Genomic DNA, 20,860 nt, shown 5'->3' on the forward strand with positions numbered 1-20,860 from the left:
ACACCGCCCCACGCTCCCGCGCTCCGGATGGGCACCCCCGCCGGCCGGGGCACCCTGCTCGCCGCCATCCTCGCCTCCGGCATGGTCTTCCTGGACAGCACGGTGGTCAACGTCGCACTGCCCCGCCTCGGTGCGGACCTCGGCGCCACCGTGGCCGGTCTCCAGTGGACCGTCAACGGCTACCTGTTGATGCTGGCCGCGTTCGTGCTGCTCGGCGGCGCGCTGGGCGACCGCTTCGGGCGGCGGCGCGTCTTCCTCCTCGGGGTGGTCTGGTTCGCCGTCGCCTCCGCGCTGTGCGGCCTGGCCCAGGGCACCGGCTGGCTGATCGCGGCCCGGTTCCTCCAGGGCGCCGGCGGCGCGCTGCTCACCCCCGGCTCGCTGTCGGTGCTCCAGTCCAGCTTCCACCCCGACGACCGGGGCCGGGCCATCGGCACCTGGTCCGGGCTGGCCGGGGTCTCCACCGCGCTCGGCCCGTTCGTCGGCGGCTGGCTGATCGACGCCCTGTCCTGGCGGTGGATCTTCTTCATCAACCTGCCGCTGGCCGTGCCGGTGGTGCTCGCCGCGCTGCGCTGGGCACCCGAGAGCCGCGACGTCGACGCCTCGCGTACCGGATCGGGCCGGCGGCGGTTCGACGTGGCCGGCGCGCTGCTCGGCGCGCTCGGCCTCGGTGGCGTGACGTACTCCCTGATCGACGCACCGGCCCGCGGGGTGACCTCGCTGCCGGTGCTGGCGTCGGTGCTGGTCGGCGTGCTCGCCGCCGTGGCGTTCGTGCTGGTGGAACGCCGCCGGGGCGACACCGCGATGCTGCCCACCGGCCTGTTCGGCAGCCGGCTCTTCTCGGTGCTGAACGTCTTCACGGTGGTGGTGTACGCGGCCCTCGGCGGGTTCACCTTCTTTCTCTCCGTCTACCTGCAGAACGTCGTCGGCTGGTCGGCCATGCTCACCGGCCTGGCCACCGTACCGATGACGGTGCTGCTGCTGGTCGGCTCGTCGCGGGCCGGCGCGCTGTCGGCCCGGATCGGGCCCCGGCTGCCGCTGACGATCGGGCCGGTCGTGGCCGCGCTCGGCCTGCTGCTGCTGCGCGGGGTGTCCCCGGGCGCGTCGTACTGGACGGACGTGCTGCCCGGGGTGACCCTCTTCGGCCTCGGCCTCACCCTCGTGGTGGCCCCGCTGACCGCCTCGGTGCTGGCCGCCGTCGCGGACCGGTTCGCCGGGGTGGCCAGCGGGTTCAACAACGCCGCGTCGCGGGCCGGCGGCCTGCTCGCGGTGGCCGCGCTGCCGCTGCTGGTCGGGCTGAGCGGCACCGGGTACGAGCAGGCGGCGGCCCTGACCGACGCGTTCCGGGGGGCGATGCTCTGGTGCGCGGGCGGGCTGCTGGCGGGCGCGGCGATGGCCGGCCTGCTGATCCACCGCCCCAGGTGAGCGGCAGCGCTCGTTAGGAAGGGCCCCCTGTTATGCAGAATGCGTTAACAGGGGGCCCTTCCTTGCACCTCAGGCGCGGGCGCGGTTGACGGCGCTGGTGACCGCCTTCACGGAGGCGGTGACGATGTTCGCGTCCACCCCGACGCCCCACACGGTGCGACCGTCCACCTCGCACTCGACGTACGCGGCGGCCTGTGCGTCGCCGCCGGAGGAGAGCGCGTGCTCGTGGTAGTCGAGCACCCGTACCGCCACGCCCACCGACTCCAGCGCGTTGACGTACGCGTCGATGGGGCCGTTGCCGACGGCGGTCAGCGACCGGGTGTCCGACCCGCCGACGCCGACCCGGGCCTCGATCTCGACCTTGCCGTCGACGGTGCCGATGGCGTAGCCGGCCAGCGTCAGCGCCGGGTCGCTCTGGTGGTCGACCAGGTAGTGCCCGGCGAAGATGTCCCACATGGTGCCGGGGTCGACCTCGCCGCCGCCGTGGTCGGTGACCTGCTGGACCACGCCGGAGAACTCGATCTGCAGGCGGCGGGGCAGGTCGAGCTGGTGCTCGCTCTTCATGATGTACGCGACGCCGCCCTTGCCGGACTGCGAGTTGACCCGGATGACCGCCTCGTAGGTGCGGCCCAGGTCCTTCGGGTCGACCGGCAGGTAGGGCACGGCCCAGGCGAAGTCGTCGACCGGCACCCCGGCCGCCGCCGCGTCGGCGTGCAGGGCGTCGAAGCCCTTCTTGATGGCGTCCTGGTGGGAGCCGGAGAAGGCGGTGTAGACCAGGTCGCCCGCGTACGGGTGGCGCTCGTGCACCGGCAGCTGGTTGCAGTACTCGACGGCCCGCTTGACCTCGTCGATGTTCGAGAAGTCGATCATCGGGTCGATGCCCTGGGAGAACAGGTTGAGCCCCAGCGTCACCAGGTCGACGTTGCCCGTGCGCTCGCCGTTGCCGAACAGGCAGCCCTCGATCCGGTCCGCGCCGGCCAGCAGGCCCAGCTCGGCGGCGGCCACGCCGGTGCCCCGGTCGTTGTGCGGGTGCAGGCTCAGCACCAGGCTGTCGCGGCGGGGCAGGCGGCGGTGCATCCACTCGATCGAGTCGGCGTACACGTTGGGGGTGGCCATCTCGACGGTCGCCGGCAGGTTGATGATCAGCTTGCGGTCCGGGGTCGGGTTGATCACCTCGATCACCGCCGAGCAGACCTGGAGCGCGTACTCCAGCTCGGTGCCCGTGTACGACTCCGGAGAGTATTCGTAGTAGATCTCCGTGTCGGGGGTGTGGATCTCCGCGTACTTCTGGCAGAGCCGCGCGCCGCTGGTGGCGATGTCGGTGATGCCGTCCCGGTCCAGGCCGAAGACCACCCGACGCTGGAGCGTGGAGGTCGAGTTGTAGAAGTGCACGATCGCCCGCTTCGCGCCGCGCAGCGACTCGAACGTCCGCTCGATCAGGTGCTCCCGGCACTGGGTGAGCACCTGGATGGTCACGTCGTCGGGGATCAGATCCTGCTCGATGAGCTGCCGGACGAAGTCGTAGTCGGTCTGGCTGGCCGACGGGAAGCCGACCTCGATCTCCTTGTAGCCCATCTGCACCAGCAGCTGGAACATCCGGCGCTTGCGCTCGGGGGACATCGGGTCGATCAGGGCCTGGTTGCCGTCGCGCAGGTCCACGGCGCACCAGCGGGGCGCGGCCTCGACGTGCCGCGTCGGCCAGGTGCGGTCGGGCAGGTCGATCCGGAACTGCTGCTGGTAGGGCTGGTAGCGGTGGTGCGGCATCCGGCTGGGGCGCTGCCGGGCGAAGGGATCAGCGTCGGTGTCGGAGGCGGTGGCGGGTTGAGCCATGGCGGAGTGTTCCCCCTGAGTCAGGTGGCGTCAGCAATCGGAAGGCCGGCGACGGTGCGGCAGCGGCGGCTGGGCCGGTGCGGCGACGGTGCCGGGGCCGGCGCGGGGCGCCGACGGGAGGTTCGGATCTGCTGGACGGCGCGCTTCGACTCCGCGACGAGGTGCCGGCCGGTCAGGCCTCGTCGCGGCGACCAAGGAGAAGGTACGCCCGCCACATGACAGAGTGACCCTACGTGATGGGACGGGGGGTGGGAAGGCCGGTCCGTAGATTGAGACGGGAGTCGCAACCGGTCGAGATTCCTGCTGCTCGGACGCGGTGCCACCGGACGCTGGGCGGCCGGGTCCCGTCCCAGCCTGGCGTCACGCTCGGCCCAGCCCGGGCCGGCAATCGTCGACGCTCAGCGCAGCAGCAGGTCGGCCAGGGGCCGGCGGCGGCGCAGGCCGACCTCCTGTGCCCGCAGCGCGGTGGGCAGGCTGGCCGGGTCGCCGAGTCGGCCCACCGCCGCCACCACCAGCGGGCGGACGCCGGCCGGCAGGTCCAGGTCGGCGGCGAGCCCGGTGTGGTCGAAGCCGGCGATCTGGCGCACGTAGAGCCCCAGCGCGGTGGCCTGCACGGTCAGGTGGGCCACCGCCTGCCCCAGGTCGTACGCCGCGCCGGTGCCGGCGTCGCGGGCGACGCCGGTCACGGTGGTGCCGCTTGCCGTGGTGCCGGCGGTGAGGTGGGCGCCGAGCAGCAGGGCGGCGGCGTGCCGGGCCCACGGCTGGTCGTCGGAGGGGAGGTTGACCAGGATGCGTTTCCAGGTCTCGTCGTCCCGGTGGCCGAGGGCGAACCGCCACGGCTGGCCGTTGCCCGCCGAGGGTGCCCAGCGGGCCGCCTCCAGCAGCGAGGCGGCCTCGTCGGCGGTCAGCGTGGCGGCGGGGTCGAACGCCCGGGGACTCCAGCGGAACGCGAGCAGCGGGGTCAGGTCAGCCATGGATGAAGCATCCCGTATCGGACTTTTTGCCCCGTAATGCGGGTCGGGTGAATGTGGCCGGAGCCACCCGTAACGGACGGCCGGTCAGGGCGTTGCCGTGCCAGACGGAGCCGGCTCCGGCGGGGACTCCGGCGAGGACTCCGCCGTGGGCTCCGGCGCGGCGACGCCGAGCGGCTCGCCGTCGGTGACCGGGCCGGCCAGCTGCACCGTCGCGGGCCCCGGGCCGGCCGGCCCGGCCAGGACGAGCGTGCCGCCGGTGGTCCGCACCGCCGTCGGGGTGCCGTCCGGGGCGTAGCAGTAGATGCCGACGTCCAGCGGGGCGTTCAACGAGGCCGAGGTGGTGTCGACCGAGTAGCAGGACCCGCTCGCCCCCTGCGGCGGCCGGGCCGGGGAGACCGCGAGCGGGGCCCGCCGGTCGGTGAGCACCTCCAGCCAGTCGGTGAACGGGTGCTGCACCCGGGGGTCCAGCCGGTGCGGGACGGCGTCCGTCGGGTCGCCGAGGCGTACGCAGCTCGCCGGCTCCGGCCGGCCCGCCGACGGCAGGCCGCACTGGTAGAGCCCGTCGGCCGTGGCGGCGAGCGACACGTCCGCCGTGCCGCCCAGCGCCCCGCCCGGCACGTCCACCCGCCAGGTGCCGTCGGCGGCGCTGGTCACCACGATCGAGCGGTCGGAACCGGTGCCGTCGGCCAGGGTGTAGCGGGCGGTGAAGCTCCGGTCCTGGGCCGCCGCGGCCAGGGCGGCCAGCTCGTCGCGGGCGGCGTCGGCGGCGGCGGGCGCGGGGTCGGTGGGCGTCGGCGGGGCCGGCGCGGGGGCCGGATCGTCGGCGCAGGCGGCGAGCAGGGCCGGCAGGACGGCGAGCGCCGCGACGCCGGTCAGCCGCCGGGCCGGCGGGACGGGCGCGGGGATGCCGGTGCGGTGTGGGGCCGGCGGGGTGGGCGTGGGGACGCCGGTCGGACGCCGGGCCGCGCGGAGGTGGGCGTGCACCGGGTCATTCTGCGGTGCGCGGGCCGCGCCCGGGACCCCGCCGACGCCGTTGCGCGGGCGTGTCGCGTACCCCGCGGCGGGCTGGTGAGGGCGCGGCCCGGCCGGCCGGGCGGGCCGGATGGTGGGATCACCTGACCCGGCCTTCCGGGCCGCCGGATACCCTGATGGGGTCTGACAAGGTGCCACCGGCTGGTTGCCGGCGGTGCGACACGTCGAAGGACGCGGGGAGGGAGTGCACCGTCGTGGCACTCGTGGTGCAGAAGTACGGCGGATCCTCCGTCGCCAACGCCGAGCGGATCAAGCGGGTGGCCGAGCGCATCGTCGCCGCCCGCAAGGCCGGCGACGACGTGGTCGTGGTGGTCTCCGCCATGGGCGACACCACCGACGAGCTGCTCGACCTGGCCAACCAGGTGAGTCCGCTGCCGCCGGGCCGCGAGCTGGACATGCTGCTCACCGCCGGGGAGCGGATCTCCATGGCGCTGCTCGCCATGGCCATCCACAACCTGGGGTACGAAGCCCGCTCGTTCACCGGCTCGCAGGCCGGCGTGATCACCACCTCGGTGCACGGCAAGGCGCGGATCATCGACGTCACCCCGGGGCGGCTCAAGGGCGCGCTCGACGAGGGCGCGGTGGTCATCGTCGCCGGCTTCCAGGGCGTCTCGCAGGACACGAAGGACGTCACCACGCTGGGCCGGGGCGGCTCGGACACCACGGCCGTGGCGCTCGCCGCCGCGCTGCACGCCGACGTCTGTGAGATCTACACCGACGTCGACGGCATCTTCACCGCCGACCCCCGGATCGTGCCGAACGCCCGGCACATCCGCCACGTCACCTACGAGGAGATGCTGGAGCTGGCCGCCTGCGGCGCGAAGGTGCTGCACCTGCGCAGCGTCGAGTACGCGCGCCGCGCGGGGCTGCCGATCCACGTCCGCTCGTCATACTCGACCAACACCGGCACGATGGTCACCGGATCGATGGAGGACCTTGCTGTGGAACAGGCACTGATCACCGGCGTCGCCCACGACCGCAGCGAGGCGAAGATCACGATCGTCGGGGTGCCGGACGAGCCGGGCGCCGCCGCGCGGATCTTCGACACCGTCGCCAGCGCCGAGATCAACATCGACATGATCGTGCAGAACGTCTCCACCGAGGGCACCGGCCGCACGGACATCTCGTTCACCCTGCCCAAGACCGACGGCCCGACCGCCATGGCCGCGCTCAGCAAGATCCAGGAGCCGGTCAAGTTCAAGGGCCTGCTCTACGACGACCACGTCGGCAAGGTCTCGCTCATCGGCGCGGGGATGCGGTCCCACCCGGGCGTCGCGGCCGGCTTCTTCGCCGCCCTCGGCGCTGCCGGCGTCAACATCGAGATGATCTCCACCTCCGAGATCCGGGTCTCCGTGGTCTGCCGGGACACCGACCTCGACAGGGCCGTCCGGGCCATCCACGACGCCTTCGAGCTGGGCGGCGACACCGAGGCCATCGTCTACGCGGGGACCGGGCGGTAACGCCGTGCCGGCGCGGCCCACCCTCGCCGTGGTCGGGGCGACCGGTGCCGTCGGCACCGTCATGTGCGAGCTGCTGTCGTCGCGGCGCGACGTGTGGGGCGAGATCCGGCTGATCGCCTCCGAGCGGTCGGTCGGGCGGCGGGTGCGCTGCCGGGGCGAGGAGCTGACCGTCGGGGCGCTCACCCCGGAGGCGTTCGACGGCGTCGACGTGGCCATGTTCGACGTGCCCGACGACGTCGCCGCCGAGTGGGCCCCGGTCGCGGTGTCCCGGGGCGCGGTGGCGGTCGACAACTCGGGCGCGTTCCGGATGGACCGCGACGTCCCGCTGGTCGTCCCCGAGATCAACCCCGAGCAGGTGCGCAACCGGCCGAGGGGCATCGTCGCCAACGCCAACTGCACCACCCTCGCGATGATCGTGGCGATCGCCCCGCTGCACCGCGAGTACGGGCTGCGCGAGCTGGTCCTGGCGTCATACCAGGCGGTCTCCGGGGCGGGGCAGGCGGGCGTGGACGCGCTGCACCTCCAGCTCGGCAAGATCGCCGGGGACCGGGTGCTCGGCTCCCGCCCCGGCGACGTGCGGCAGGCGGTCGGCGACGAGCTGGGGCCGTTCCCCGCCCCGCTGGCGCTCAACGTGGTGCCCTGGGCCGGCTCGCTCGCCGACGGCGGGTGGTCGTCCGAGGAGCTGAAGATGCGCAACGAGTCGCGCAAGATCCTCGGCCTGCCCGACCTGAAGGTCTCCGCGACCTGCGTACGGGTGCCGGTGGTGACCGGCCACTCCGTGGCCGTGCACGCCGTCTTCGCCACCGAGGTCGACGCGGAGGGCGCCCGGGAGGCCCTGCGCAACGCCCCCGGCGTGATCCTGGTCGACGATCCGGCCGCGGGCGAGTTCCCGATGCCGATCGACGCCGTGGGCACCGACCCGTCTTGGGTCGGCCGCATCCGCCGCGCCGTCGACGACCCGCGCGCCCTCGACCTCTTCGTCACCGGCGACAACCTGCGCAAGGGCGCGGCCCTCAACACCGCCCAGATCGGCGAGCTGCTGGCCAAGGAGCTCACCGCCCGCTGACGCCCCGCGCGCCGGCGGGGTCGGCCGGCGAGGTGCTCAGGCGCGGTGGGCCCGCCCAGCGGCGGCCGGGCGCTCAGGCGCGACGACGTCCGCTCAGGCGGCGGCCAGGCGGACGCCGTCGCGCCCCTGACGCTTGACCGCGTAGAGGGCCTGGTCGGCGCGGCGCAGGGTCTGCTCGGGCGACTCGCCCGGCCGGGGCAGGGCGACGCCGACGCTGATCGTGCGGCCGGTGCCCCGTGCCGCCTCGGCCAGCCGCTCGGCGATGCGCACCGCCTCCTCGGGGCGGTTCACCTCGATCACGGCGACGAACTCGTCCCCGCCGATCCGGTACAGCTCGTCGCCCTGGCGCAGCGCCGCCTCCAGGGCCCGGGCCAGCCCCACCAGCAGCCGGTCCCCGGCCTGGTGGCCGTACGTGTCGTTGACCGCCTTGAAGCCGTCCACGTCGATGGCCAGCAGCGCCGTACGCCCCGGGGTGGCCCGCGCGATCCGCTGCCCGAACGGCCCGGTGTGCCGCAGCCCGGTCAGCGGGTCGGAGCTGGCCTGCTCGCGCAGCCGCGCCAGCGTACGCAGCCGGTCGAGGCAGGTCCACGCCTGCCCGGCGAGCAGCTCCATCAGGTTGACCGTGGTCGGGTCGGGCCGCAGCAGCCGCTCGTCGGCGACCAGCAGCACCCCGCCGCCGTCGGGCGGCCCGACGGGCACCGCCACCAGGGTGCGCACCCCGGCGTCGGCGAGCGGCCGGTATTCCTCCGTGGGCGGGTGCCCCGCCTCGCCGAGGGTGTAGCCGGCGCCGTGCCGGTGGGCGCGGGTCACCATCCGGTGCAGGGCGGGCGCGCCCGCCTCGGTCAGCTCGGCCCGGATGCGGGACTCCAGCTCGCCCGGTGCGCCGGTGGGCGCGCCCAGCCGGGGGCCCCTCCCGCCGCCGGACAGCAGCAGCACGGCCGCGGAGAGGGTGGAGACCTCCCGGGCCGCGCAGATGGCGGTCGTCATCAGGTCCCACTCGGTGGGGGCCGCGGTCAGCGCGGCGGCGTGCCGCAGCAGCTTCTCGCTGCGGGTCTCGGCGGGCGGGCCGCCCAGCGCGGTGATCCGCGCGCCGAGCCGGGCGGCGACGCGTTCGGCGGTCTCCCGCCACGCGTCCAGCTCGACCGGGTCGGACCACTGGAGGTCGAGCACCCCGATCGGCCGGCCCGCCGGGTCGAGGACCGGCACGCAGACCTCGGCGGTCACGTCGGGGCGCACCGGGAGGTAGTCGGGGTCGGCGGCCACGTCCGCGACGGTGGCGGGCTCGCCGGAGGCGTACACCCGGCCGACGACGCCGGCCTTCGGCGGGACGGTGGCGAAGACCTGCCACGCGCCGGTGGCGGCGACGCAGCGCAGCCGGTCGCGCACCTGGAGCAGCACGGAGATCGTGGCCGGCGCGTACCGGGCCAGCGCGGTGACGGTCCACTGGCACGCCTCGACGGCGGTCGACGCCATCGGCAGGCGGACCGTGACGTCCCGGACGACCCGGTGGTGATCTACGCGCACGTGGTTCCTGACAGGGGAGGGAAGCGGCCCGACCAAGCGTACTCACCGCAGCTCAGCAGGCTGCCACCAAGATCATTCGCTTCGTACACATGTGCTATCCACAGGCTGTGGACGCGGCCTGTGGACGGGGCCGTGGGCGGCGTGCGGCGGCGATAGCCTGAAGGCACCGGTCGACCTGGAGGCCCGCGATGCTCATCGCCCAGCTCAGCGACACCCACCTCACCACCGGTCCGCTCGCCGCCGAGCCCGCCGCCGCGCTGCACCGGGCGCTCGGCCGGGTGCTCGGCCTGCGCCCCCGACCCGACCACGTCGTCATCACCGGCGACCTCACCGAGCACGGCAGCCCCGAGGAGTATGTCGCGCTGCACGACCTGATCGCCCGGTTTCCGGTGCCGGTGCACCTCGTCGCCGGCAACCACGACGACCGCGAGTCGCTGCTCGACATCTTCGGCGGCACCCCGCACCTCGGCGGCGGCTACCTCCCCCACTACGCCGTCGAGCAGCCCGACGCGACCATCGTCGTGCTCGACTCCGTCAGCTCCGGCGAGCCGGCCGGCCGGCTCGGCCCCGAGCAGCTCGCCTGGCTCGACGAGACGCTCGCCCGCCGGCCCGGGCTGCCCGCCGTCGTCTGCCTGCACCACCCGCCCGTCCCGGTGGGCCTGCCCTACCTCGACGGCATGCGCCTGCGCGACGGCGACGACCTCGCCACGGTGGTGGCCGCCCACCCGCACGTCGTCCGGGTCGTCGCCGGGCACGTGCACCGCCCCGTCACGGTCGGCTTCGCCGGCACGGTGCTGACCGCCGCGCCGAGCACCTGGCGGCAGTCGTCGCTCACCCTCGACGAGGGCGACGAGATGGGGTACGCCCTCGAACCCACCGCCTTCCTGCTGCACCTCGTCGCCGACGGTGGCTGCGTCACCCACACCGTGCAGGTGAGCCACGCGGCGGCTCGCACCGGCGCGTACTGACCGGATGGACGAACTTCTCTGGTACGTCGCCTATGGCTCGAACATGCACGCCGACCGGCTCGGCTGGTATCTGGGCGGGGGCCGGCCGCCGGGCGGGCTGCGGACGTACCCCGGATGTCGGGACTGCCGGCCGCCCCGCCGGTCGGCGGCGGTGCTGGTGCCCGGCGGCATCTACTTCGCCGGGGAGTCCCGGGCCTGGACCGGCGGGATGGCCTTCTACGATCCGGCGCTGCCCGGCACGGCGGCGGCGCGGGCCTGGCTGCTCACCCGCGAGCAGTTCGCCGACGTCGCCGCGCAGGAGATGTACCGGGAGCCCGGTGCCGACCTCGACCTGATCGGGGTCGCGGTCACCCACGGCCGGGCCACCCTCGGCCCGGGGCGCTACGAGACGCTGCTGTGCACCGGGCTCCGCGGCGGCGTGCCCATGCTGACCTTCACCGCACCATGGCGGGCGGCGGACGTCGAGTGGACCGCGCCCGCCCCCGGATACCTCGCGATGCTCGCCGCCGGCCTGCGCGAGGCGCACGGCTGGGCGCCGACGCGCATCGCCGGCTACCTGGCGGGCCGCCCCGGCGTCGCCGACCGCTGGGACCCTCGGGCCGTCGACTCGTTGGTGGCGGCCACACTCGCCGGGTGAGGCTCGCCCGCCCGGGACGTGCCCCGGTACTGCCGTTCGCGTCACGCTGTGTCGCCGTTCGCCCCGTGCTCTCCCGCCGTTCGCGTCACGCTGCGTCGCCGTTCGCGCGGTCCCTCGGCACCGTTCGGCCGCGATCGGTGGGCCCTGCGGGCGTAGTTGCCGGCGCGGGCGGCAAACCGTCCAGAGTGGCCGTCCGACGCCGATAGCCTCTGCTCACGTTCCGCGCCGGCACCCGTCGAGGGCCGGCCGTCAGCATGTGGGGGATCGTGTTGAAGAAGAGGCTGACCGGCATCGCCGTCGCTCTCGCCGTCACCGTCGGTGGCTCGCTCACCCTGGCCGCGCCCGCGCAGGCCGCCACCCCGGCGATCCAGATCACCAAGGCCTACTACAACTCGCCGGGCACCGACGACCGGTCGAACAGCAGCCTGAACGCCGAGTACGTGAAGCTGACCAACCGCAAGACCACGACCGTCAACCTCAAGTCGTGGACGCTGCGCGACAAGTCGAGCCACATCTACAAGTTCACCAGCGACTTCAAGCTCGCCGCCGGGGCCAGCGTCACCATCCACACCGGCAAGGGCACCAACACCTCGACCCACCGGTACTGGGGGTCGGGCGCGTACATCTGGAACAACACCGGCGACACCGCGTACGTGCGCGACACGGCGGGCAAGACCATCGACTCCTGCTCGTGGGGGAGCAGCGGCAGCTACACCAACTGCTGACGCTGTCTGTTGGTCGGCCGGCTCTCATGAGGGGGGAGCCGGCCGCCAGCGTCCGGCCCGCTTGGTGGGTCTGCCATCCTGGGAGCGATGACGACGACCTGGCGACACCTGCCCGCGCCGGCCCGCGAGATCGCCCGGGCGGCCACCGACGCCGTGGCCGCCGCCCGGGTCCGGGACACCGAGGCGTACGACGAGGCGGTCGACCGGCTCGCCGGGGCGGACCGGTCCGGGCTGGTCCTCGGCGCGGTGGTCCGCCTGCTGCTGGAGGAGACCCACCCCGACGGGCTGGACGGCGACGACGTCCGGCAGGTGCTGGAATCGTGCGTCCGAAGCGCGGCGACCTGGCGGCCGGACGTCGACCCGCACGTGGTGCTGGTGCTGCTGGCCGGCGCGCTCGGCGTGTACGACCCGGGCGACGACCCCACCCCGCCCGACCCGGCCGCGCTGGCCCGGCACGCGCCGCTGCTCCTCGCCGACCTGCTGGCCGCGAGCGCTTCGGAAGGGCCTCCGGCTGCGCCGGACCGGCCGCTCGACGGCCTGCTGACCGCCGCGTTCGCCGAGATCCGGCGCACCGAGCTGAACGACTGAGGCGTACGCGTGCTGCTCCGGGACGTCGACGCCGGCGATGTCGAGGCGTACCGCCGGATGCGCTGCGACCCGGTGATGATGGCTGACCTCGGCGGGCCGGTGCCGGAGGAGTCCGTGGCCGGTCAGCTCCGGCACGACCTGGACCTGGTGGCGCGCGGCGCCGGCCTGATCAAGATGATCGTGCCCGATCCGGCCGACCCGGCGGTCGTGGCCGGCACGGTGACCCTCCACCGGCACGAGATCGACGGTGCGCCCGCCGCCGAGATCGGCTGGATGGTGTTGCCCGAGCACCAGGGGCGGGGCGTGGCCGGGCGGGCGGTCCGGATGCTGCTCGACGAAGCGCGCCGGGTGGGCGGCTGGTCACCGGTGCACGCCTTCCCGGGGGTCGACAACGCAGCCTCGAACGGCCTCTGCCGGTCGCTCGGGTTCGCCCTGCTCGGAGGGCGGGAGACGCCGTTCCGGGGCCGGATCTTCCGGACCCGGCACTGGGTGCTCGACCTGCGTGCCTGAGGCGCGGTGGAGCCGCCTCGGGCGAGGGTTCGCGAAGCGTTCACCTGCGGGTCCTGGTTGTGGGAATGTCGCCTCTGTCTATATACATGGGGGACGATGCATCCCGCCTACCCGGACGGAGCACCATGAACCGCACGCCGCGCGCCGCCGCGATCACCCTCGCCGCCGCCCTCGCCGCCACCGTTGGCCTGGCCGACCCCGCCTGGGCCGCCAGCTACTCCGCGCCCCTGCAGACCGCCGTCGCGGCCCTGCCGGTGGCCACCGAGATCCGCACCGGCTACAGCCGGGACCTCTTCCCGCACTGGATCGACGCCGACGGCGACGGCTGCAACACCCGCAACGAGGTGCTGCTCGCCGAGGCGGTGACCGCGCCCACGATCAGCGGCACCTGCACGCTCTCCGGCGGGCGCTGGTACTCCTACTACGACAACGCCTACTGGACGGCCACCGGCGACGTCGACATCGACCACATGGTGCCGCTCGCCGAGGCATGGGACTCCGGCGCCCGCAACTGGTCCACCAGCCGCCGCCAGGCGTACGCCAACGACCTGGACGACTCCCGCCCGCTGGTCGCGGTGACCGACAACGTCAACCAGTCCAAGGGCGACCAGGACCCGGCCACCTGGATGCCGTCGTACAGCTCCGCCCGCTGCCGCTACGTCAACGAGTGGGTGGCCACCAAGACCCGCTGGCGGCTCACCGTCGACACGGCCGAGAAGGACGCGCTCACGAGCTGGGCGAACTCCTGCCCCAACGTCACCATCTCGGTCACGTACGCGTACTGACCGTCGTACGGCAGCCTCACCCGGCCGGTGGCAGTGACCAGGGCTCCTCGCCCAACAACTCCCGGCACGCCGTCACCACCTTTGCTGGGCCGCGTCGATCCGAGCCTCGGCCTGGCTCATGTCCGCCTCGCCGTGGCTGCCCACGTCCAACTCGCCGGCGTCGTACGCAGCCTCGTACAGCTCCTTCGTCGTCCGCTGCCTTGCCGCTGCCTACCGGCCGACGTCGATCGGCAGGAACGAGTCAAGGCCCCTCCGCGGAGGGGCCTTGACCTGTTCTCACCTCTGGTCAGGGTGGCCGGATTCGAGCCGACGACCTCTTCGTCCCGAGCTCGCGGCACGCTGGTCGGATCGGGTGTCGTCCGAGGTCATCCGGTGTGCTGCGGGTCGTCCCGGTCCGGTGTGGCTGGCGGGGTTGCTGTACTCCGCTGCTGTACTTCCTCGGCGGTGTCGATGACGTTGCGGGCGGCGGCGGCCACGGTGCATCCCGACGTCCGGCAGATCGGGCAACGCCCGTCGGCACCGGGTTGGTGGTCGCGGAGGACCTGGCGGGCGGTGAGGGCCAGCCGGTTGCGGATCTGGGCCAGGGAGAGGAACGGCGCGGTCATGGTCAGGTCACCCTGAGGACGACGGCGAGTTGGATGATGGTGGCCGGGGCGTGTGGGTGTCTGGCGACCTGGGCGACGATGCTGCGGGCGGCGGGGCGGTGGCGCACCTCGGCCGGTGCCGTCCGGTCGGCCTCGGCCAAGACCCGCGCCGCGTTGGTGGGGTCGTCGGTGTAGAGGTAGGCGCGGGCGGCGTCGAGCAGGTGCGCGGCGCGGTGTTCGGCAGGCAGCCACCGCCATCCATCCCGCTTGGTGGCTCTCCGGTGCCAGACGACCGCTTCGTGGGCGTTGCCGAGGTCGAGGGCGGCGGCGACCCGGGACAGGTCGACCGCTGCCGGCCCGAACCCCGTCCGGTGGTGGTCCTGACCGTCGCCGACCCGAGCGGCCATGGCGGCAGCCTCGTCGATCAGGTCGGCGGCGGTGCGGTCGTCGCCGTGGCGGGCGGCGGCCAGGGCCGCCTGGACGAGCAGCGTCCCGTACAGCGACAGCTCCGGCGGTTGCGCGTCGTCGGGGTCGGGCGGGGCGATCCGGTACGCGGCGGCCCGGGCCGTCGACACGGCTGCCTGTGTCCGCCCGTAGGCGCGGAGCGCCTGGCCGAGTTGCACGGTGGCGGCGGCCACCAGGATGGGATCGCCGGTGGCGGTGAGCATGGCCCGGTCGGCGGCCAACCAGGCAAGCTCGGCCTCACCCAGCTTCGTCAACAGCGACGCGGTCACCCGGTACGCCTCCACCAGTGTTGCCCGCGCCTGCTCAGGGTCGTCGGCGTGCGCGCGCTGCGCGCCGGCCAACAGCTCTGGGACCATCGCGGTCACCCGCGCGTACCGGGCGTACTGGAAGCTGACCCACGTGTGGGCGGCATCCCGCGCGAGTTGATCCGCCGGCACCACGGCACGGTCGGTCACCGAGTGACCCACCGCGATGTCGTACGTCGACAGGGCCTCCCGGACCTGTTCGACGCCCTCGACCCGCCCGGTCACGTCGGCGGGCTGGGTGTCCCGGCCCAGCAGCACCGCCGCGTCGATCCGCAGCACGGCGGCGATGTCGTGCAGGGTCGACACCCTGTCGAGGGACCGGACGCCCCGCTCGACCTTGTCCACCCAGCTCTTGGACTTGCCGAGCCGATCGGCGAACACCTGCTGCGACAACTGCCGCCGCCCCCGCCAGTACGCCACCCGCCGGCCCACCGGCAACAGCTCAAGGCCGTTCACGACGCCACCGCCGGTCGGGCACCGCCCGGGTGGTCTCCTCGGCCGGTATCCGCTCGGCCTCGGCCTGCGCCAGGATCCGTTGTCGGGCGGCCTCCCGTTCCGCCTGCTGGATCTGCTCGCCCCTGCCGCCCTCGACCGGACCGGTGTCGCCCATTCCCCACCTCCGCTGGTAGGGGCGCGACGGCGTGCTCGTGGAAGGACCGACACCGCCGCGCCCGGCTCCAAGCGGGTCACGGCGCTCTGGTGTGTTCGCGTCGATCCCGCCCTCGCTCACAGCATTGAGCGATCGGCTGGTTACTCAAAGGTGTCGGCTGTCCGCTGGACGGGTCGGCTGTCCTCTGTCAGCCGGCGGGCCGGTACGCCTCGTACACCTCGCGCAGCGCCGACGCCTCTGCCGTGTCGGTCTGCTCGACCCTTCGTAGCACCTCACGGGCCCGCCACCAGTTCGACGGTGCCACCCGCCCGGAACGGATCGCCTCGGCGGCGACCGCGCTTGCCTCGTCGGGCTGGTCGGCAGCGACCAAAGCCAGGGCCAGGTCGAGGCGGGCAGACGCGGACCGCCGTGGCCGGTCGCCTCCGTCGCCGCGCGGATCCAACTCCGCCAACGCCACCCGGGCCACCTGCTCGGCAGCCGGGTCACCCGCCCACGACAGCGTCGTCGCCGTGTACGCCAACGCCTTCGTCGGGTCGTACCGGTAGTGATGCTCGGCCCGCTCCGGCACGGGCAGGTTCGCGGTCAACCGTTCCAGGCGGTCCAGCGCGTCACGGGTCCGCCGCACGTCACCCACGCGCGCCCATCCCCGCGCCTCCTGTGCTGTCGCCTGGATGTGCGCCGAGCTGCCCCGAGGTGCCACCTGTTGGGCCTGCTGGGACAGGTCGATCGCCTGCCGATGCTCACCCTGGGTGAGCCGGTCCCACGCCCGGGTCTCCAGACACCACGCCTGGATCTCCGCATGCTCGGCATGTTCGGCGAGCGCCGCGCCAGCGACCAGGTGCGCGCCGGCTGCGGAACGCTGCCGAAGGTCGATGTGCACCGTCGCACGCAGCACGGTCAACCACCCACCGGCAACGACCAGCCGCCGCCGCTGCACCAGGGTTCCCCGGCCATCCAGCAGCCGGCCCACGTACGCCAGGTGCCGGCGCACCATCGGCAGCAGGTCTGCCGGCGGGGTCGTCGCGTACGCGCTCGCCAGGTCGTCGACGCTGGCCTCGATGCGGGCGAGCGTCTCGGCGCTCACATCACTGGCCCGCACCCGGGCAAGCAACTCGTCGGCCTCGGCATCATGGTCGACAGGCTGACCGACGAGCCGCGCGAGCGCGCCGCCAGCCTGAAGGACCTCATCGAGGTGCCGGGCCGTCTCGGGCGTCGGAGCCTTGGCACCCGTCTCCAGGTCATGGAGGTGGCTCTTGCCCCGGTGCGCGAGCTGGCCGAGCGCCCGCAGCGACAGACCCCGGTCGGCACGCAGAGCCCGCAAGCGAGCCCCGAAACGCGGATCGACGTGCGGCACAACGGCGCTCCCAGCAGGAAGGAGGAACCCGCTCAGCTTCAGTCAGCGGACAACCACTACTGACGGTACATCGAGGACTGATTGAACCTAGCGACCGCCGCTCGCGGACCCGGCCGGTCACCGCTTGACGACGATTCATGGCGTCTTGTGAGTCCTGTGTGCCCCGACGCCGACCTGAGTGAGTGGCGCTCGCACCCCGCCGGACCCTCACCACGCGCCCCAGGCAACGCCTCCTGGGCGCACTGCTCGGCCGCCGCCCAGCCGACGAGGGCCCCACACCGACCCCTGTCGGGGGGAGCCGGACACTCCTGGTCGACCGTCGCCAGCCGGTGTCACGCTTTGCCGCTGTGCACGTGGGGCTCGCCATGCCGTGACCTACGTTGTCGCCCTCAATCGAGGCGTTTGCTGCCTCCTCGCTGCCTCGCCGCGACCGGATGCCTAGAGGCTCGTGCTGTCATCTTTTACCGCCGTGCTGCCGCGGCACCCTCCGTGTGTTGCAGTGCAAGCAGCCGGTCTCAATCGTGCACTGGTCGCGGATCGGCTCGGCCGTCACGGTGGCCGGCGGGGTGGTGCTACCCGGCAGATGCAACCGTCGAGTCGGAAAGGCGACCCTGCGTTCCGCAAGATCTTCAGGTGGTCCAGAGTGGTGTTCAGGGCCTGCCCAACAGGCGTGTTGCCGCCCGGGAGCTAGATCAGTCCCTTATGGGCAGCTAAGCTTAAGCAAGGCGTACCAGGTCGGAAAAGGCGATCCACTGCGAGGTGCCTGTGACTCTACTGAACGACCAGGATCGGGCGTGGTTTCAGAGTCACTTTATGGCTCTTTGTGTGCGCAAGACTGGATTCGACTGGCAGAGTTTCGTCACAGACCTGATGTACGCCAAGCATGGGGGGCAATTTTTGCAAGTCAACCCATCTGGGCGAGGAGACAAAGGCTGCGACGGTTGGATCGACGGCTTAATGCTAGCATGCTACGGAGCTAGTAACCCCAATCAAGCATACGTTACAAAGAAGATCAAGGACGACTTCACGACAGCCCTCACTCATTGGGGCTCCGACATGGAACGATGGGCTTTCGTGCATAACGACGCAGTCGGGCTTCCGACCATGGCCGTTATGGGGATCGTGGAACTTCGCCGCGAGGTGAAGGGGAAGACGGAGGTGCAAATAGAGGCGTGGCCGCCTCAGGTTCTCTGGGATTACTGCTGTAGCGACCTGTCGCGAAGCAAGCTCGCTTCTATTCTTGGGGCGCCACCGTCGGATCACCCTGCCGGGATGAGTTATATCGCACGCTGCGTTGAAACACTGGCCCGCACAAGGCTTCCTGTCGACCTAGAGGAAGTGCCGGAGGTCCCCTACGGCAAAATAGAGCACAACGAGTTCGGTGAGGAAGTTGCCGAGCTGATTAAGAAATTCCAGACCCAGACTAGTCATGTGCGCTACTATTTCAGCCAGGCTACTCCGGGCGAACAGTCACAGGCGTCGCAGATGCTGCGAGTGCGATTTGACAAATACCGGGCGCTTTTGGGAAACTCGGATGCGGTATTCCATGCATTGTGTGATAGCCTGGTCCAGGAGGCGTTCGCAAACAGTGAAGGATACGGCGACGCTGAGCAACAGCGAAGCGCCGCCATGATGGTTGTAACGCACTTCTTCGAGATCTGCGAGATTTTCGAGTCGCCTGAGGGGGTTGGCTATGCTCCTACCGTCTAAGGCGATAGCAGCAGATCAGGCCCTCATATCTGTCGGCGCTCAAGTGCTACTACAACTCGATAGGCCCGGGACTGTTAGTGCTGTCTGGACCCGGTTGTTGGAGTGGCGCGAACAGCGCAATATACGCTCTTCGCTGCCCTTCTGGTGGTTCGCTTTATCGCTCGACACTCTTTTCGCAATCGGTGCCGTCGAGTTGCATAATGGCGAGCTAACGAGGACCCGCCGTGCTGCGTAGCCTCGACTCTGACCTACCACGGTTTAAGGTCGCCCGGTTCGAGCCGGGTGTAAACGTCGTCCTGGCGCACAGGACCCAGCTGGCCCGCGCTCAAGACACTCGGAATGCCGTAGGTAAGACGAGCTTTGTCAGCACACTAGACTTTTTGCTCGGCCAATCCGCTCCGCCAAACCACATCCTCCGACGACCAGAACTTGCTGATGCCACCTTTAAGCTCGTCCTTGACCTGACGGCTGGCCCCACGAACGTCACCCGCAGTGGCATCAATCCAGGCTACCTCCAGATCAACGGCCTGTCGGTGCGGCTACAAGCTTGGCGGCAGCAGCTCGGGACCGAACTATTTGGATTGACTGGCTCCCCAGAGGAGCCGTCCTACCGCGCACTCGTGGCTTTCTATCTCAGAAGCGTGTCGAACGGGGCGTTTCTAAATCCCACCGAGACGCATAGGAAGCAAAGCGTACTCGAAACACAACCGCCTCTTGCATATCTCTTTGGCTTGGACACGGGGCTTGTGGCCAAGGTTCGTGAGATTGCCGACGCCGACAAGAGCCTGCGAGAACTAAAGAAAGCGGCGCAAGACCCGATCTTAGGGATGACGCTCGGAAGAGCTCAAGATCTAGATGCAGAGATTCGAACCCTGCGCATTCAGGAAGAACAGCTCTCGGCCCAGCTATCTTCGTTCCGGGTGGTTGACCGCTATTCGGAGCATCGGGCGGATGCCGATGAGTTGAGCCGAAAGATCCGCAAGCTTAACGACCGGTTGGTGCTTACCGAGCGTCGGCTCGGCGATCTAGAAGCGGCCATAGACCGAGAAGATGAAACGCAGCCGGACCACGACTACCTGCGAGACGTGTACGACCAAGTGGGTGTCGTCTTGCCGGACATGGTCGTGCGTCGCTTCGAAGAGGTGGAAGCCTTCCATAGATCGGTCGTGAACAATCGACGTCGCTATCTTGAGTCTGAGCACGGCCGCCTAGTACAGCTAATCAGCGATGATCAACAAGCGCTGTCCGAACTAGACGCGGAACGATCTCAGCTGATGCGTCTACTGGAGGCTGGCGGGGCACTCGAGACGTACAACGAGCTACAGCGGCAACTCGGCGAGGTTGGCGGGAGGCTGGCGGAGTTGACCGAACGTCGCCTGACCGTTGATCGGTGGGAAAACGCTAATCGGCATCTACAGCTCCGTTCGGCTGAGCTTGAGCTGCTGGTCAGCACGGATCTCCAGGAGCGGCGGCTGCAGGTAGATGAGATCGCCGAGATGTATGCGTCATTCGCCTACGTGTTATACGGCAGCCGTCGTCCGGCTTCGTTAACAATAGAAGCATCTCGGACTGGTTACCGATTCTTCCCGACAATCGGCGGGGACGCGAGTGAAGGCGTCCGGAGCATGGCCCTTTTCTGCTTTGATTTGACCATGGCGGTTATTGCCCACCGGGCCGGGCGAGGACCAAATTTCCTTGTCCACGACAGCCATCTGTACGATGGCGTGGAAGCCAGGCAAGTAGCAGGGGCACTGAATCTAGCTTCTGACGTTACGGAGCGAGAAGGCATGCAGTATATAGCCACAATGAATTCAGACGACCTCGAAAAGGCTCAGCGCGAGGATCCCAAACTGCGCTTCCATCAGTGCGCAGAAATGACGGATGAATACGAGGAAGGCGGGCTCTTTGGCATCCGCTTCAACTGATGAACCTGCCGCTGCCGTAGGAACCTCCTCACCCTAGCCTCGATCGTTCATGGGTGGCGTCGGATGTGCCGACCCCTGGTTAGTTGATCGGTTATCACCGATGGATGCTGTCTGGGGGCGTGGTGGTGGGCCGTCTGTCGCGGCGGTGGGCGTGGTCTCCTGGGTTTCTCCGGTCGGTGGGATGGCGGCTGTGCTGGTCAGCCGGGGGCGGGGATGGCCGCGATCCGGGTGAACGCGGTGGTGATCTGGTCGGCCCAGGGCCAGGTCGTGGGGATGCGTAGCCGTCGGCGGCGTTGGCCGTGGACCAGGCGCGCGGCGGTGTGCAGCACGCGGTAGCGCAGCTGTTTCGGTTCGCAGCGGGCCAGGTCGCCGTCGAAGGCGAGGAG

General features: G+C 71.2%; 20 protein-coding genes and 1 pseudogene. 12 read left to right on the forward strand and 9 right to left on the reverse strand.

The features are described 5' to 3' along the window. Positions 1-27: 27 nt before the first annotated feature. On the forward strand, positions 28-1,422 hold the full coding sequence (locus GA0070558_RS28565; RefSeq protein WP_176734416.1) for an MFS transporter: 1,395 nt from the start codon (positions 28-30) through the stop codon (positions 1,420-1,422). Positions 1,423-1,491: 69 nt separating this feature from the next. Here the strand turns inward: GA0070558_RS28565 and leuA are convergent, their stop codons facing one another. The 3 genes from leuA to GA0070558_RS28580 all read right to left on the reverse strand — a co-directional run bounded on the left by leuA (position 1,492) and on the right by GA0070558_RS28580 (position 5,210). After that, positions 1,492-3,252, reverse strand: a complete 1,761-nt coding sequence (gene leuA, locus GA0070558_RS28570) for a 2-isopropylmalate synthase (protein WP_091285412.1) — start codon at positions 3,250-3,252, stop codon at positions 1,492-1,494. Positions 3,253-3,650: 398 nt separating this feature from the next. Then, positions 3,651-4,226 carry a nitroreductase family protein gene (locus tag GA0070558_RS28575; RefSeq protein WP_091285415.1) on the reverse strand — a complete coding sequence of 192 codons (576 nt, stop codon included), beginning with the start codon at positions 4,224-4,226 and terminating at the stop codon, positions 3,651-3,653. Between the two features lie 84 nt (positions 4,227-4,310). Next, on the reverse strand, positions 4,311-5,210 hold the full coding sequence (locus GA0070558_RS28580) for a hypothetical protein (protein WP_256092175.1): 900 nt from the start codon (positions 5,208-5,210) through the stop codon (positions 4,311-4,313). Between the two features lie 242 nt (positions 5,211-5,452). Here GA0070558_RS28580 and GA0070558_RS28585 point away from each other — a divergent pair, with 242 nt between their 5' ends. Together GA0070558_RS28585 and GA0070558_RS28590 are read left to right on the forward strand one after the other, a co-directional pair. After that, positions 5,453-6,718, forward strand: a complete 1,266-nt coding sequence (locus GA0070558_RS28585; RefSeq protein ID WP_091285419.1) for an aspartate kinase — start codon at positions 5,453-5,455, stop codon at positions 6,716-6,718. 4 nt (positions 6,719-6,722) lie between these two features. After that, complete coding sequence (locus GA0070558_RS28590; protein ID WP_091285422.1) at positions 6,723-7,784, forward strand: aspartate-semialdehyde dehydrogenase; 1,062 nt, start codon at positions 6,723-6,725, stop codon at positions 7,782-7,784. Positions 7,785-7,877: 93 nt separating this feature from the next. Here GA0070558_RS28590 and GA0070558_RS28595 read toward each other — a convergent pair whose 3' ends face one another. Further along, positions 7,878-9,257: a GGDEF domain-containing protein gene (locus tag GA0070558_RS28595; protein WP_077937975.1), complete on the reverse strand. Its 1,380-nt coding sequence runs from the start codon at positions 9,255-9,257 to the stop codon at positions 7,878-7,880. 239 nt (positions 9,258-9,496) lie between these two features. Here GA0070558_RS28595 and GA0070558_RS28600 point away from each other — a divergent pair, with 239 nt between their 5' ends. The 6 genes from GA0070558_RS28600 (at position 9,497) to GA0070558_RS34910 (ending at position 13,521) form a co-directional block, all read left to right on the forward strand. After that, complete coding sequence (locus GA0070558_RS28600; protein ID WP_091285426.1) at positions 9,497-10,276, forward strand: phosphodiesterase; 780 nt, start codon at positions 9,497-9,499, stop codon at positions 10,274-10,276. Between the two features lie 4 nt (positions 10,277-10,280). Next, positions 10,281-10,913 (forward strand): histone deacetylase, encoded by a 633-nt coding sequence (locus tag GA0070558_RS28605; RefSeq protein WP_091285430.1) that lies wholly within the window; start codon positions 10,281-10,283, stop codon positions 10,911-10,913. 266 nt (positions 10,914-11,179) lie between these two features. Beyond that, a complete protein-coding gene (locus tag GA0070558_RS28610; protein WP_228986650.1) occupies positions 11,180-11,638 on the forward strand; it encodes a lamin tail domain-containing protein in 459 nt (152 codons plus the stop codon). Positions 11,639-11,725: 87 nt separating this feature from the next. Beyond that, the gene (locus tag GA0070558_RS28615; protein WP_091285434.1) at positions 11,726-12,226 is read left to right on the forward strand and encodes a hypothetical protein; all 501 of its coding nucleotides are present in this window, start codon (positions 11,726-11,728) and stop codon (positions 12,224-12,226) included. 9 nt (positions 12,227-12,235) lie between these two features. Continuing rightward, positions 12,236-12,736: a GNAT family N-acetyltransferase gene (locus GA0070558_RS28620; protein ID WP_077937968.1), complete on the forward strand. Its 501-nt coding sequence runs from the start codon at positions 12,236-12,238 to the stop codon at positions 12,734-12,736. Between the two features lie 125 nt (positions 12,737-12,861). Further along, complete coding sequence (locus GA0070558_RS34910) at positions 12,862-13,521, forward strand: HNH endonuclease family protein (protein WP_077937969.1); 660 nt, start codon at positions 12,862-12,864, stop codon at positions 13,519-13,521. Between the two features lie 365 nt (positions 13,522-13,886). Here GA0070558_RS34910 and GA0070558_RS28630 read toward each other — a convergent pair whose 3' ends face one another. The 4 genes from GA0070558_RS28630 to GA0070558_RS28640 all read right to left on the reverse strand — a co-directional run bounded on the left by GA0070558_RS28630 (position 13,887) and on the right by GA0070558_RS28640 (position 16,839). After that, positions 13,887-14,126 (reverse strand): hypothetical protein, encoded by a 240-nt coding sequence (locus tag GA0070558_RS28630; RefSeq protein WP_091285436.1) that lies wholly within the window; start codon positions 14,124-14,126, stop codon positions 13,887-13,889. A 2-nt stretch (positions 14,127-14,128) separates the two neighbouring features. Continuing rightward, entirely contained in the window at positions 14,129-15,331 is a 1,203-nt protein-coding gene (locus tag GA0070558_RS28635) for a helix-turn-helix domain-containing protein (RefSeq protein ID WP_256092176.1), read from the reverse strand. Then, entirely contained in the window at positions 15,318-15,485 is a 168-nt protein-coding gene (locus GA0070558_RS34680) for a hypothetical protein (RefSeq protein ID WP_256092177.1), read from the reverse strand. The genes GA0070558_RS28635 and GA0070558_RS34680 overlap by 14 nt, the downstream gene beginning before the upstream one ends. Positions 15,486-15,672: 187 nt before the next feature. Continuing rightward, positions 15,673-16,839 (reverse strand): helix-turn-helix domain-containing protein, encoded by a 1,167-nt coding sequence (locus tag GA0070558_RS28640; RefSeq protein WP_500862224.1) that lies wholly within the window; start codon positions 16,837-16,839, stop codon positions 15,673-15,675. Between the two features lie 765 nt (positions 16,840-17,604). On the opposite strand from GA0070558_RS28640, the gene GA0070558_RS28645 reads away from it, so the two are divergent. The 3 genes from GA0070558_RS28645 to GA0070558_RS28655 are packed head-to-tail and all read left to right on the forward strand — an operon-like array spanning position 17,605 to position 20,474. After that, a complete protein-coding gene (locus tag GA0070558_RS28645) occupies positions 17,605-18,549 on the forward strand; it encodes an ABC-three component system protein (protein WP_091285443.1) in 945 nt (314 codons plus the stop codon). After that, positions 18,533-18,784, forward strand: coding sequence for an ABC-three component system middle component 6 (locus GA0070558_RS35070; protein WP_091285446.1), 252 nt, complete (start codon positions 18,533-18,535; stop codon positions 18,782-18,784). Before GA0070558_RS28645 ends, GA0070558_RS35070 begins: the two co-directional genes overlap by 17 nt. Continuing rightward, entirely contained in the window at positions 18,774-20,474 is a 1,701-nt protein-coding gene (locus GA0070558_RS28655; RefSeq protein WP_077937974.1) for an ABC-three component system protein, read from the forward strand. Before GA0070558_RS35070 ends, GA0070558_RS28655 begins: the two co-directional genes overlap by 11 nt. A gap of 197 nt (positions 20,475-20,671) precedes the next feature. On the opposite strand, the pseudogene GA0070558_RS28660 reads toward GA0070558_RS28655, so the two are convergent. Then, positions 20,672-20,860, reverse strand: a pseudogene (locus GA0070558_RS28660) (IS1380 family transposase); the annotation flags it as partial.

Source organism: Micromonospora haikouensis (assembly GCF_900091595.1).
GTDB classification, from domain to species: Bacteria; Actinomycetota; Actinomycetes; order Mycobacteriales; family Micromonosporaceae; genus Micromonospora; species Micromonospora haikouensis.